Genomic DNA, 14,949 nt, shown 5'->3' with positions numbered 1-14,949 from the left:
CATCTCATATATCTGAGAAAGTTCGAATAGGTTTTTGTTAACTAATTCCCTTTGTAGTATTTCAATAATTGAATCTACAGGCTTCCCTGTCTCTCTAAGTTTATTATCATTTTGTAAGTAATAATACTTTAAGTAGCTATGCTTAAATGAATAACTCCTTTGTTTTGCACTCTTACCACTACCATAATTTACTTGCAAACCAGTACCTGATGTACTTGCCCCTAAACACTCTGTCAAGGACTCTGAAAGTAAATCAGCCTCCTCTCTTTTTACCATTGATTGGATTAACTCCCAATCTAGTCTAATTTGATTTAAATCCTCTGATAAATCTTGTGAATTTAAATCAAAATGCAAAACGCCTTTAAACTTTAGTTTATCAAGTTCAGAAAACTTCACTCCTGTTGGTTGCTCATAAACAAAGAACAATATATTATCTATTTTCTTTTTAACCTCAGATGTAACCCAATCTTCCTTAATAATTGAATTATAGTTGATTGATTTAATCTTGGATCTTTCCTTAGGTTGCAAGGCCTGCCCAACCTTCCTAAGAGGTAACACCTTTAATTCCAAAGCTAGATTTTCAATATCTGGATTGGGATTAGAATTTGGTTTTTGACCAATAGAAGCTTCAAACACTTGTCCAACAATACCTTTATTATTTACGTTTAAAAGGATATCAGGATAATCACTAAGTGCTTTTTCGTAAATCTCTTTAATAGTTTTTCCTTTTAACTTGTTATAGTGAGAAATTACTTGTTTTATAGTGGTGAATTGATTCATTTTAATTTATACAATTTGTTATACAACCAATAGTTTTACTTTAATATTTTTTAATCAATTCAATGAAATCAATATCCAATGCCTTACATAGACGAAGAAATGTTGAGAAATGAAAATCTTCTTTTCCATTCTCAATATCACTAATCTTAGCACGATCAACTTTAGGAGCTGTAAGTAATGCTAATTGTTCTTGTCCTAATTTTAATTCAAGTCTTCTCTTTTTTATTTTCTGACCTAATTCTTTATAATCTTTCTCAAAAATTTTCACCATAATAGATTGTGGCTTTATTGCCACATTAAAATATTTTTTGTATGTTTGGACTATTCAATTGACACAGACCTTAAATAAAGGTTTAACGATGTTTTCTTGTGCCGGAAATCCTACAAATGCCAGCAAGAAAGTCGTGATGTCGCTCCATGCAAAAAAGTTTCGTACTTTTGTAATGGCACTGGGGCGGTATTCACGTTAACTTTTAATGGCAAGGGATGTAGGATTCCTCGGCTTAAAAGTTGTGAGCCGCTCCTTGCTTTTATTCAAGGATTACTTATTATACTTAGAAACATCGTTCATATAATTTATGTGAACGATTTTTTTTATTTTAATACTCTGTTAATGCGATTCTTTGGAAAAGAAAAAGAGTTGTCATTAGATGAGAGGTTGAAATTAAATTGTTCTCATATAACAAAGGGATGAAAAAAGGAAGTGATTCCTTAATTCATTCACAAGTCATCTTGACTTAAAGTTTTTGCTTTTAAGTAAGATTGTATTTTCTTTTTTGATTCGCACTCTAAAAGTAAATCCTTTCTTTATGTTTTCCAAGAGGAAAACTGTAAAGCATAACTTATTTTTAGTAAAAGATGACAAAATGAGATAGTTCAGTACTTTGTACTGGACTATCCAAGAGAATAAAAGTATTAGAGTTAATGTTTTTCATGACCTACTCTATACTTAAAACATACTGCATACCTCTTATTCATACCGTCTCCCAATTAGGTATATAGAGGTTTTAAAACAAAGGTGGATTTATTTAGTGTTCGTTGTATTAATGAATGCTTGCAATACCTTATCTATCCTTAATGGACTTATCGAATGATTCTATTCGAGATTTTTTCAATTATTACATTTTATTACAAACAACAACCAATTAGTAACTAAACTCACATTTAGCCTATGATTACATTTTAGTTTAACTAAATCTTATCGCTGTAGATTGATTTGACATTAATGCTTTAATGTTAGATGGCTACCCTATTACCTATTTAGTTAGAGTTATAACACATTTTACGCTAGGTCTAAAAACAGTTTTTAGATGCGTACAGGATAACTATTGCCTTTATCACACATAAATATAGCTCGTTCATCCATTCGGCTAAAAGGCAATAAAGATTAGTTAGTAAGGAAAAACGCTATGAAACAAGTCTCTCCTACTGTTTATTTATTAATCACTTGTAAAACTATTTAATTATGGAGAAAAACCGCTTGCTATAGGGCTTTAGCCTAGGTGGTTAATTATAGGCTTAGCCCTTAGTAGGCATTTTAAACAAACAAAAAACAGTATAGTTTAAAGGGAGTTTTAAACTGTACTAAAAGTCCATGACTATCTCCTTGCTCTAGTTTGCATTTTGGGAGACATGCTGTAGAGCTTGGAGATAGTTTTTATTATTATTTAAAAAGAATATTATCTATTATCAATTAACTAACCATTGATACAATTGGCCTATTTAAGTACTACGGCAATAAGAATCTTAAAGATTTAAAGTCTTCTTGTATCTCATTAACTATAACAATTATGAAAACTCAATTTTTAACCAATACTGGTTATGGGATAGTTTTGCTTTTAAGTAGCCTTACTATTACACCAACTTACGCCGTATCTAAAGATAATCTATTTCATTTAGATTACCAAAAAAGAACAATCTCAGGGACTGTGAGTGATAACTCAGGTGTGCTTATTGGAGCTATTGTTCAAATAAAAGGAACTGATGTAGTTACAACTACAGATCATAGTGGAAAATACTCTTTAAACGCTTCTAATGGAGCTATCTTAGTTATCTCATATATAGGATATAAAACTAAAGAGATTGTTATTACAGCTAACTTAATTTATAACATTAATCTTTTGCAAGATGAAGACGTGCTATCAGAGGTAGTAATTAACGCAGGTTATTATTCAGTAAAAGACCGTGAAAAAACAGGAAGTATTGCTCGCGTAACTGCAAAAGATATAGAACTACAACCTGTTATTAATCCACTTCAAGCTATTCAAGGAAGAATGGCTGGTGTGAACATTACTCAAAACACTGGTGTACCAGGTGGAGGTTTTGACATACAAATACGTGGTAGAAATAGTCTGCGTGGTTATATGAATAATGCCATTAATGGAAATGCTCCTTTATATGTAATTGATGGTGTTGTTATTCCAAATAGCAATTTGGTAAACTCTACATTATCTACCTCTATACTTCCTATGAGTGACACCAATATTTTAAATTCTATTAATCCTTCGGATATAGAGAGCATAGAGATATTAAAAGATGCTGATGCAACAGCTATCTATGGTTCTCGTGGCGCTAACGGTGTAGTACTGATAACAACTAAGAAAAACAAGTCAGATAAACTCTCTTTTACTCTTTCCTCTTCTACTTCATTTAGCAAGGTAGCTAGTAAAATGAAACTGTTAAACACAGAGCAATTTAATAAAATGCGTGATGAGGCTTTTTTAAATGATGGTATTACTACCTATCCTGACTATGAACTAGATATGAATGGTACTTGGGATAGAAACAGATATACAGATTGGCAAAAAGAGCTTATAGGAGGAACTGCTTTGAGTCATAACATACAACTAGGAGTTAGTGGGGGAAGTGAAACAACTCACTTTACAACTTCAGCGAGTCAAGGTACTCAAACAACAGTATTTCCGACAGATAAGGGATATAAAAGAAATACGTTTTTAATAAACGTAAATCACAACAGTAAAGATGGAAGATTTCAGTTAAACTCATCGACTAATTATTCTATTCAAAAAAACAACTTAATTGCTACAGACTTAACAACAAATGCTTTGACTCTATCTCCAAATGCACCAAGTCTTTATAAACCAGATGGAAGTTTAAATTGGGAGTTTGTAGGAAACACTAATCCTGTTTCATCAATGCATGAGACATATCACAATGATAACAATAATCTTGTTTTAAATCTTGATCTTAAATATGAGCTTTTAAAAAACTTTTATCTAAAATTAAATACAGGATATAATAAATCTAATACAGAAGAAAGAAGACTTACACCTCATACTATTTACAACCCTGATAAAAACTATACCTCAGATCAGTCAACCTCTGAAAAAAACTTAAGAGACAACAAATCTTATATTATAGAGCCCCAACTGAACTACTTATTAGATTTTAATAAATTTACTATTAATACATTAGTTGGTATAACTTACCAAGAGAATAATACAAATGCATTAAACTTAGCAGGATATGGTTTTCAAACCAATGATTTTATCTCTAATATAGCTTCAGCTAAAACAAAAAGTATAAGTAGTTCTAGTAATTTACAATACAAATACATAGCCCTTTTTGGAAGATTAAACTTAAATTACAACAGTAAATATTTACTTAATCTTACTGCTAGACGTGATGGATCCTCACGTTTTGGGGATAATAATAAGTTTGGAAACTTCGCCGCCGTTGGAGCTGCTTGGGTATTTTCAAAAGAAAACTTCCTTAAAGACTCTTCATGGCTTAGTTTTGGAAAACTTAGAACAAGTTATGGAACATCAGGTAATGATAATATTGGTGATTACTTATATTTAGACACCTATACACTTAATCCAAACAACTATAATGGAATAACAGGACTTGCTCCCTCTAGGCTTTACAATCCGAATTTTAGCTGGGAAAAAACTAAAAAATTTGAAGTAGCTTTAGAAGTAGCTTTATTAAATGATAGATTACAGATTGATCTTGCCTATTATCAAAATAGATCTTCTAATCAACTTGTCGGAATCCCTTTACCTGGTACTACAGGTTTTTCATCTATACAAGATAACCTTTCAGCTACTGTTGAGAATAAAGGGTGGGAAATTAACCTTAACTCTCAAAATATTAAAACAACAAATTTCAATTGGAATACTAGTTTTAATATCTCATTTCCTAAAAACACACTACTTGCTTTTCCTAATCTAGAGAGTTCTACTTATGCCAATCGATTTATAGTAGGAAAAAGTACAGGTGTTAGTCGTTTATACAATTTTGAAGGTATCGATCCTTTAACTGGTCAATACATCTTTACAGATTATAATAATGATGGAAAAATAAGTTCTGCTTTTGATAGGCAAAATATACAGGAGATTAAAACAACTTATCACGGTGGGCTTCAAAATACCTTTACATATAAAAATCTTAGTCTTGATTTTCTATTTCAATTTGTCAAACAAACCAATTATAATCATAATTCTAATTTAAATACTCCTGGTTCAATTTTTAATCAACCTATAGAAGTGCTCAATAGTTGGTCTCCAGAAAATTCTAATAGTCAGTATGGATACTTTACTAGTGGAACCAACCCTACAATGATTAATGATCTTAGTCTATTTCTAGGTAGTAATATGAGTATTGGGGATGCCTCATATATTAGATTAAAAAATGTATCTATATCCTACTTGCTTAATTTACCTAAAGCAAAAATTAATTCAATGCGTTTTTACTTTCAAGGACAGAATCTCTGGACAATTACAAACTACTTTGGACTAGATCCTGAATTTACAGCATTAGGTTATCTACCTCCGTTAAAAACATATGCCTTTGGTGTTCAATTAACTCTCTAAATCTATTTATTATGAAAAATGTACTTTTTTTAGGCTTACTAATAGTAACTATACAAGTGTTTCAATCATGTGAAAATACAATTGAAATAGATCTTCCTACCGATCAAACAAACACTGAAAGTGTTTTTAAAGATAAACGTGGAGCTACATCAGCTTTAGCTAATCTTTATATTAATCTAAGAGAAAATTCTATTTTTAGTGGAACTAGTCAAGCAATAGGAACAAGCCTTGGCCTATATACAGATGAACTAGAATTACTATCAACTTCTACATCTACAGATAATTTCTTACTATATAATAACTCATTAGATCCCACAAAATATGTAATCTCTAACTTGTGGAACACATCCTATTCTCATATTTATGCTATTAATTCTTTTATAAGCGGAGTTACAAACTCTAGTGGTATCACTACTGAGGATAGAGATATTTTTATAAGACAAGCGCTTCTATTAAGGGCGATGTACTATCAGGCTTTAGCTCAAATATATGGAGATATTCCCTATACAATCTCAACAGACTACAAGGCTAATACTAAAATTGTAAAAACACCAGTCCTTGAAGTTTTTAAACTAATCGAACAAGATTTATTAAAAGCTTTAAAAACTATTTCTTATAACGATGGCACTATTAATAAATATTACCCAAACAAAGCTGTTGTAGAATTATTGCTAGCTAAGAATTATTTACTTCAAAAGAAATATGAAAATGCTGAAATATATGCTAAACAAGTTATTGATAATCCTTTATATAATCTAGAGATAGATTTAACTAAAACCTTCAAAAATGATTCAAGAGGTACACTTTGGCAAATGCCAAATAGCGATCCTACAGCTGGTACGTATGAGGCAAATACTTACATTCCACGTTCTAATAGCACAGGTTATAAAATAAGCAAAACGTTACTTAATTCCTTTGATGATAACGATCTCAGAAAAGAACTATGGACTAATGATTTTCAACATACTGGTCGTATTTATCCTTACAAGTATAAAAACAAACTTAATAATTCAGATGAATGCTCCATCCTTTTTAGAATTGAAGAAGCTTACTTTATATTATCTGAAGCTCTTATATATCAAAATCAAGAGAAACAAGCAATTCCTTATTTAAATAAAATTAGATCAAAAGCTGGTCTGTTTCCTCTATCTAACACTTTAAATAAAGAACAAATTCTTCAAGCCATGCTTAAAGAGAGTCAAAAAGAGTTTTTTCTTGAACATGGAAGACGATTCTTTGATCTAAAAAGGAATAATAAACTCGATATTTTAAAAAGTACTAAACCAAACTGGCAAGACAAATATGCTCTGTTTCCTTACCCTGAAAAAGAGATACTCATTAACCCTAATTTACATCCTCAAAATGAATACTAAAACAATTAATATTATCTCTAGTTTATTACTTTTTATATTAAGTATAGTAACTAGTTCTGCTCAAACTATTAGAGACTCATTACAGTATAGTGAACTAAACAATAGATCAGTAAGTAAGAATAATAACATAGCTATAATACATAAATATAATAAATTTGATTCCAAAAGAGATAGTGTTTTTATCTTTAATAAATCGAAACTATCTCTGAATACACAGACAAGTATTCCTTACAAAAATTTCAAAGAGAATAAAGTCTCTTACTATGATCTAAACAAACAAACACTACAAATAATAGACATTCATAGTTTAAAAAAACAAACTATTTTCAATGTAGCAAAACCAACTATAATAGAGGATTACGAGCTTATTTTCTATTTAGATACGAGTTCTAATATATATAGACTAGTAAAAGTGCAATTCAATAAGTTTGAGGAAATATGGAATAGTCCACAAGATCTTGTAAACATTACAAGTATAAATCAGAATAGGCAGCTATTACTGATTCAGTATAAGGATGCAGCTAAAGGGATTGAAATAATTAACTTAAAAACCTTAAAAAAAACTGTAAATAAGCATATTACAGATCCTATTAAACAAGTTATATGGGATAAAAGGCTTCCTATTGTATTTTTAAGTCCAAATTTATATAGTGATAATAAATATCCCTATCTGATCTTTTTAAACTACAATACTAACTTTTTTAAAAAACAAGAGCTCAATCCAACCATATCTTATAGTACTCCTGAAGCAATTAGTGAGCATAGTTTTAAAATAATTCAATATTATAATCTTGGAAACAAACCTTATGATGTTAATAAACTCGAATTATGGAGTACAAATGATAGAGCTTTTCCAATTAATAAGGAATCTGCTACACTTCAAAATACAACAACTAATGATCATATAATTTTTGATTTTAAGGCTAATCAAATCTATCAACCTGAAATATTAAACAAACAGGAATCCATAGCTTTAAATGAAAACTTATTACTTGTCTATGATTCAAACCAATATCTAGATTATACAAGTCAATATTCTGCAAGGCCTAGAGATATAAGTTTATATGATATAAAGGAGAATAAACTTTCATTAATTACCAAAGCTCAACGAAATACATTTAATACAACTAGCCTCTCACCTCTTGCAAACTACTTTGTCTATATTAAAATGGGAGTGATTTACTTTTACAATACAAAATACAAAACAGTTGAAAGTACATTTAATTTAAAAGAAGATGAGTTAAAATTAAGGTCTTATATAGGCAGATTTCGCTATTGGTCTAAAGATGAAAAGTTCTTTTACTTTGTGTCAGACTCTAATCTTATGCAATATAATACAGAGGGCAAAACCTTTAAAACAATTATTAATAGTGGAAATAGTAATTCACATTATAAATTACATAACTCTTTAGCCCCTAAAAAATACAATATAGATAGTCAGACTCATTCAAACACTATCTTAGATAATAGCAAACTGCTAATAGAAAAATACAACATAAAAGATGATACTTCTTCTCTTTGGGTAATTGAAAACAATAAACAAACTGAAGTCGTTTCAAATACAAAAGATCATATTTCAGAAGTACAATACAGTGAAGACTTTAAAACAATTACCTACTGTGTTGAAAACTATAATAAGCCAAAGACAGTATATATCTATCAAAATGGGCAAACAAAACTACTTTTAGAAAATACAATGCCAAAAGAGCTTTATACTTGGAAGCAGCAAAAGCTTGTTCTATACAAAGATGAATATAAAAATGATTTAAAAGGTATTCTATTTTATCCTAAAGATTTTGATAAAAACCAAAGCTATCCAATGATTACTAGTATCTATGAGATACAACACGACCTCTTTAATAGATTTACATATCCTAGTTACTTAAATAGTGATGGTTTTAATGAAGAAATCTACTTAGAGAATAACTACTTTGTCTTTTTACCTGATATTCTAGACACTCAAAAAGGTACAGGCCTATCAGCACTTGATTGTGTTGAACAAAGTATAAATACTGTACTAAAACAAGAGAAAGCCATCGACAAAAACAGACTAGGTTTATTTGGGTTTTCTCATGGTGGATATGAAACTAATTTTATTGTAACTCAAACTAATCTGTTTAAAGCGGCTGTAAGTGGAGCAGGTAACTCAGATATTATAAGATCTTATTTTTCATATAATGAAAACTTTATGTCGCCCTTCTTTTTTCAATTTGAAAATGGGCAATACAAGATGCCTAAACCTTTCAATGAAGATAAAGAATTATACCTTCTAAACTCTCCTATCTTATTTGCAAATCAAATTAAAACTCCACTACTCTCCTTTACAGGAAAACAAGACCAAAATATTAACTGGGAACAGCAACAAGGTTTTTTTATGGCGATGCTTCGTTATAATATTCCACATGTCGCATTATTCTACAAAAATGAAGGACATGGATTAAATCTAAAAGAAAATCAGATTGATATAACAAATAGAATCAAGAACTGGTTTGATTATTATTTAAAAGATATTAACTCTCCAGAAACTTATTGGGTTAAATACAATACTAAAATTGAAAAAGAGAGATTAATCAGTAATTAAACAAAAGACGCCCTCTTAAAAGAGGGCGTTTAACTTAATGCTAAGGAGTTTGTATTTTATACAGTGGTAAAGTACACACTGTTTTATTTAATGCTTCATTAAAGCGCTTTCCATATAAATTATGAGTTATATTTGAAGCGTCTTTCCATGTACAAGTTACTGTTCCTTGTGAATCACACATTACCTCAGGATCATCACACTCAAGCCCTTGAGAATCTATTCTTTGATACCCAGGTTCCACTGATAATGTGTTTTTCATTGCATTTGTTGCAAATGCACTACCGATAGCAAGAGCAAATACACCGATTGGCAATCCTGCTGATTTTAGAAATCTTTTCATAATTAATAAAGTATTATTGGTTAATAGCTTGTTTTAAAAGTTAAGCTAAACTTTACTCAAACTTGTCTGTTAGTGATTTGGCCAGTCTATAACGAACAAGTTTTTGGTCAAATAGACCATAGATGTAATGGTCTGTGACAATTAAATCTATAAGCTTATCTTCCCCTAGGTGGTTGATGTAAAAGCTTGCGATATAACTGTCTTTTTTAAAGTCGTAGATATCCACAATACTAGCTTGCTTCCAGATTGCCTTGGACTCCTTTTGTCCAAGAGAGTTTGATACAATAAACAAGAGATTGTTTTTAGCTACCACCTTTTGATTTATAGCACTCATCGGAGTTGTCATTTTATGCTCTCCTGATGCTAATTTAGCGGCTGTAATAAGGGCGGTTTGGGTTGTGTCAATAGTATTTTGTCTGTTTAAGAGCTCTAGACTAGAGCTAGTTAAAACATACTGATTCTTATAATAATAGGTATAGATTAAAGTCTTGTTTTCTTTGCTATAACAAAAACTACCATCTGTGTCAAATACTCCATCTGAGTTACTCTCTAATAGTTTAGAGTTAATAGAAACTCTTGGCTTATTGTTTATATTGATAAGCCCTAGTATGTGTTTATAATCTTTACTGCTTTGACTCTTTATAACAATTAAGGTAGAATCTATTGGGGTGTAGTCTGAAAAATAAGCTTCTTTAAAGCTAAATATTTCTGTTTGTTTTGTTTTCTCAGTTGTGTTTAATTGTCCTTTATAAACTATAGGAATTGAACCGTCTGCTAAATAGAAATAAGGATAGACTGTCCTTAGTTTTAGATAGGTGTATTTAAACTGAGTTGAATCTATTTTTATAGTATAATCCTCTCTTTGCATTAGAGAATCTACACTAATAAATATAAGTGGAGATTTACTATTACCTAGATACACTTTGTCTTTATGATATCCAGAGAAGAAAAAAGTGTTTACCTTTAAATCCAAGGTATCCTCTTCTGCTACTCCATGAGGCAAGTATCTTCTTATAAAAGGATTCTCTTTTTTTATAATGTGTTCAGATGATACAAAAAGAAGTATGACCGTTAGAATACTTACTAGCGTAGTTACGATAGATAGTAAGTAGAATCGTTTTGGTTTATCATCTGTATAAAATATACTGAGCAGAATTAAAACACTAGTTATTATATTAAACCATAGATGTTCATTCCAACCTAGTTTTTCTAGGACTCCTCCACAAGAACAAGGAATAAAGTCACTGTAGTTTAAAATAAGGTAGATGTAAATAGAAAATGCAACCATTAGACTATAACTTAAGTATAGTCCTAAAAGCTTTGTAGATCTAAGGGTAAGTAAAAAAGCAATAACAAGCTCTGATATTACAACTAGATAAGCTATAACTCCAGCATACATGCTTAGTAGTGGGGACTGAGTAAGTTGTACTTTAAACTCTTCAAATGTAATTAGTTTACTTATTGCTGCATAGACAAAAAGTAGTACAACAAAATAACGTACAATAAGGACATACTTGGCTTTCATGGTGGTTGCATTTTGGGATACCCCAAATCTACAATCATCAGTAATTCAAATCAATACGTGATTTCACGGTATTTTTACCGTGTTTTCCTCTCTTTATTCTCTTTCTCATCAATATCCTCAATATAGTGCCAACGAAGTGCATAGATAATGACTCCTATAAAATTACTAGAGCCTGTTCTATCCATCAAATTTTCTTTCATCTTTTCAATAGTACGCGGACTTAAATTAAGTTTATCTGCAATTTCACTAAGGGTATATTGCATTGCATAGAGTTTGATTAACTCAATTTCTTTACTTGTAAAAACAACTTCCTCACTATCTTTTTGCTCTTTGACTTTACTGACTGTATCTTGTATTTCTATATCATAATATACTCCGTTTGTATACACACAGTAAATAGCTTCTTTAAGTTTAGAAAAGGAAATATTTTTGGTTAAATATCCTGATATATTATATTTAAGCATTCTTTTTATACTACGATCATCACAAAAACTTGTAAGTATAAGTACCTTGACATTTGGATGATTTTTCTCAAGCAAACTAGCCACTTGATATCCGTCCATAATTGGCATCGAAATATCTAAAAAGACAATATCAACACTAATTCTTTTTAGTTTTTCTAATAGTTCAATACCATTAGAACAATCAAATAAAACTTCAATATCTTCTATTTTTGAAAATACATTTGAAAAATTCTGTCTAAACAATCTATGATCGTCAACTATAGCTATTCTAATCATTACTTTGTTTATTAAGTGTTATACTAATCTGATTACCTTTACTGGTAGATTCATGGCTAAACTTAGCCTTAATCTGATCTATTCTTGTCTTTATATTATAAAGTCCAAGTCCCACACTTTTTGATTTTGCATTAAAATCATACTCAACCCCATCATCAAGCAGATATAAAACTAGATCGTATCTACTCCATACAAGGTATATCTCAACAAAACTTGCCCCACTGTGTTTAAGAATGTTCTGGGTGAGTTCCTGTACAATTCTATATAACTCTAACTTTTGAATATCACTTAAAACAAAGCTTGCAGTTGTAGAGTTAAAATCAAACTTAATACTAGTTACTTTAGATACTCTGGTTACGTAGTTATTTAAAAGCTCTGTTATTGTATTGTCTTTGATAAGAGGTGGGGATAAATTATAACTGATTCTAACAGCTTCCTCATAACAAAAAATTATTCCATCGTATAAATCAGCCTTTACTTTAGCTATTTCTTCTTGATCTTCACTAAGATTTAAAAGAATCATAAGGTTTTTTAAATTTCCAAGATCACTACAAATACCATCGTGTAGTTCCTTGGCGATTCTTTCTCTTTCTTTGTGTTCTACAATTAAGTTGGTTCTTAATTGCTCTTTTAATATGTCATTTTGATATTGATTGATTCTTTTTTGGTAAATCACAACAATGATAATAACCATGATAGCTAGTGAGATCATAATAAAAGTGCCAAGCCAAAAAAACAATTCTAGTTTATTTTCCATACTCCCACTGATAATGTTATTCTTAATATCAAATTTGCTAGTACATTAACTAGCCAAATATCACCCATATATAAATCATCTTTGTCAATACAGCTAATAAGCATAAACAAAGAGATAGTAGTGCTGTAATAGAAAAACAATCCCATAATAACATAGAAAAGCCCTTCTTTGTATAACTTTAAAATCTGTTTTTCATTAGATATCTGTCTAATCCACAAAAAGCTACCTACCAAAACAAATAAAGTAATATAGATCTTGTTAATACTTGTGGATAAAAACGCTGATTTAGTATTAAAATAAAAGATTGACAAAACATAGAACAAAAGAAAAAGACCTAGAGAAACTTTAAAAAAAGCTTTAGGTCTTTGTCTTATACAATGACTAAATAAATAATATACAGCACTAAACTCTAAAAGAGAATATATCTGATACCACCAAAGAACACTTACCTTTAATTGTAAACTAACAACAAATTCATATAAAGATGAAAATGCCATAAGGCTAATTAAAGGCACAACAGATCTACTAGGTATACTTTTGTATTTTCTACCAGATATAAACAGCACAATAGGCATGCAGCCTATAAGAAGTGTTGCATATAAGAGTATGCTGTACAACATATAGTCATTACTTAATAAGTTTAGTGTCTTTAGGACATAAAGGAGGACAAATAACAAGGTGATCAACAATAACACCATTTGTTAAATCCTCTCCTGTTTGGTCCACTCCTACTAAGACTAAATTTACTTTGTTAGTTGCCTTATCTAAACCTGGATAAATACGAACTCCTATAACCCCGTCTTGAGACAGTAGTTCGTTTAATTTATTTGTTCCAATAAAGTAACTCTTAGGTAAATCAGGGTTGTTTTCCTGGTAAGAGTGTGTAAGTTCTACAGCCTCTTCTAGGCTAATTTGATTTGCACTATTTTTAGTAACTTCCATAAAATTAGTAATTTAAAAATTAATACATAAATATTTATAATTTTCAAACAATTTACAATACGTGTTTTCCGCATTTTTTACAGTGTTTTCACGTATTGACTTCTAGTTTTGATTTATTTTATTTTAAAAGGGCTAATACTATAGGTTTTTAACTCGGTGCATAATTAACCAATACTCATTAATTATGACACTAAACACACAGCACAAAAGCGTATTAAAACAAATCGAATCAAAGGAAATTGAACTAAACTTAATTGATTCAGCTTCTATTTCAAAGACTTATGAAATGATTCAATTCTTAAGACTTTTACTTATGAATCTAAAAGAAGAAATACTTCAAGTAGGGTTCAAAAATCAAAAAGACGAGATTGATTTTTTTAAAGTAATTAAGCCTCAAGTCCTAGGCAAACTAATCTTTTACAACAAACTCTATTCTATAGAAACAAGCTGTCCAATAGATATCGTTGTTAAGAATAAATACTATCATAAACATCTACAAGAATTAAACCTGGAGTATAAGAAGTATTTTGCTTACAATGACTTTTATAAATACTATAATGCTAATAGAACAGACAAAGACATCGAGTACTTTACCCTTGGTAAAACAGATTTACTCATTGGTATAAACAGTTTTATCTTTGAAATAGATGCTCTTTTCTCCACTTATTATGACTATAAAATAGCTCGTATTATCTCTCATGATTTACTTCAAAACTACTTACATGAAAAAATACAAGAATATGATATTAGTACTAATCAGATAATATCATCTAATTTAGTGTGGTCAGAATCCCAAAATGCGCTCATAGAACTTATCTACGCACTTTATCTATCAGGGTCTATTAATAATGGTAAAGGAGAAATACGAAAAATAGCAGTACTGTTTCAACAGCTATTTGGTATTAAGCTTTTAGATATACATCATGCCTTTCATAGAATGAAAACAAGAGCTAAATCCAAAACATCTTATTTGGATAAATTAAAAGAAGTGTTAGAAGATCATATGGATAAAAATTACTAATACTTCAATCATAAGGGGGACAACAAGGTCCCCCACTTATTTATATGTTTAGATT

General features: G+C 30.0%; 11 protein-coding genes. 4 read left to right on the top strand and 7 right to left on the bottom strand.

Features of this window, described 5'->3' with window-relative positions; genetic code table 11:
* Both GOQ24_RS10220 and GOQ24_RS10215 read right to left on the bottom strand, forming a co-directional pair.
* On the bottom strand, positions 1-780 hold a 780-nt coding region (locus tag GOQ24_RS10220; RefSeq protein WP_208103221.1), incomplete at its 3' end, for a MutH/Sau3AI family endonuclease.
* A 40-nt stretch (positions 781-820) separates the two neighbouring features.
* Positions 821-1,051, bottom strand: coding sequence for a helix-turn-helix domain-containing protein (locus GOQ24_RS10215; RefSeq protein ID WP_160339616.1), 231 nt, complete (start codon positions 1,049-1,051; stop codon positions 821-823).
* Positions 1,052-2,570: 1,519 nt separating this feature from the next.
* On the opposite strand from GOQ24_RS10215, the gene GOQ24_RS10210 reads away from it, so the two are divergent.
* From GOQ24_RS10210 to GOQ24_RS10200, 3 genes are read left to right on the top strand one after another with little or no spacing between them, the layout of a single operon-like run.
* The gene (locus tag GOQ24_RS10210; protein ID WP_160339615.1) at positions 2,571-5,615 is read left to right on the top strand and encodes a SusC/RagA family TonB-linked outer membrane protein; all 3,045 of its coding nucleotides are present in this window, start codon (positions 2,571-2,573) and stop codon (positions 5,613-5,615) included.
* Positions 5,616-5,626: 11 nt separating this feature from the next.
* Positions 5,627-6,988: a RagB/SusD family nutrient uptake outer membrane protein gene (locus GOQ24_RS10205; protein ID WP_160339614.1), complete on the top strand. Its 1,362-nt coding sequence runs from the start codon at positions 5,627-5,629 to the stop codon at positions 6,986-6,988.
* Positions 6,978-9,569 carry an alpha/beta hydrolase family protein gene (locus GOQ24_RS10200; RefSeq protein ID WP_160339613.1) on the top strand — a complete coding sequence of 864 codons (2,592 nt, stop codon included), beginning with the start codon at positions 6,978-6,980 and terminating at the stop codon, positions 9,567-9,569. Before GOQ24_RS10205 ends, GOQ24_RS10200 begins: the two co-directional genes overlap by 11 nt.
* Positions 9,570-9,609: 40 nt before the next feature.
* On the opposite strand, the gene GOQ24_RS10195 is transcribed toward GOQ24_RS10200, so the two are convergent.
* The 5 genes from GOQ24_RS10195 to GOQ24_RS10175 form a co-directional block, all read right to left on the bottom strand.
* A complete protein-coding gene (locus GOQ24_RS10195; protein WP_160339612.1) occupies positions 9,610-9,909 on the bottom strand; it encodes a DUF6520 family protein in 300 nt (99 codons plus the stop codon).
* Positions 9,910-9,961: 52 nt separating this feature from the next.
* Positions 9,962-11,434 (bottom strand): MauE/DoxX family redox-associated membrane protein, encoded by a 1,473-nt coding sequence (locus GOQ24_RS10190; protein WP_160339611.1) that lies wholly within the window; start codon positions 11,432-11,434, stop codon positions 9,962-9,964.
* A 74-nt stretch (positions 11,435-11,508) separates the two neighbouring features.
* Positions 11,509-12,174 carry a response regulator transcription factor gene (locus GOQ24_RS10185; RefSeq protein ID WP_006256861.1) on the bottom strand — a complete coding sequence of 222 codons (666 nt, stop codon included), beginning with the start codon at positions 12,172-12,174 and terminating at the stop codon, positions 11,509-11,511.
* Positions 12,167-12,931 (bottom strand): sensor histidine kinase, encoded by a 765-nt coding sequence (locus GOQ24_RS10180; RefSeq protein WP_006256862.1) that lies wholly within the window; start codon positions 12,929-12,931, stop codon positions 12,167-12,169. Before GOQ24_RS10180 ends, GOQ24_RS10185 begins: the two co-directional genes overlap by 8 nt.
* Before the next feature lie 627 nt (positions 12,932-13,558).
* Positions 13,559-13,873, bottom strand: coding sequence for a hypothetical protein (locus GOQ24_RS10175; RefSeq protein WP_006256864.1), 315 nt, complete (start codon positions 13,871-13,873; stop codon positions 13,559-13,561).
* A gap of 184 nt (positions 13,874-14,057) precedes the next feature.
* Between GOQ24_RS10175 and GOQ24_RS10170 the strand changes: the two genes are divergently transcribed.
* Positions 14,058-14,894 (top strand): RteC domain-containing protein, encoded by an 837-nt coding sequence (locus tag GOQ24_RS10170; RefSeq protein ID WP_006256865.1) that lies wholly within the window; start codon positions 14,058-14,060, stop codon positions 14,892-14,894.
* Positions 14,895-14,949 lie beyond the last annotated feature (55 nt).

Origin of the sequence: Myroides sp. LoEW2-1 (assembly GCF_009767705.1) — a bacterium.
Classification (GTDB): domain Bacteria; phylum Bacteroidota; class Bacteroidia; order Flavobacteriales; family Flavobacteriaceae; genus Flavobacterium; species Flavobacterium album_A.
This window is presented reverse-complemented; position numbering and strand designations above follow the sequence as displayed.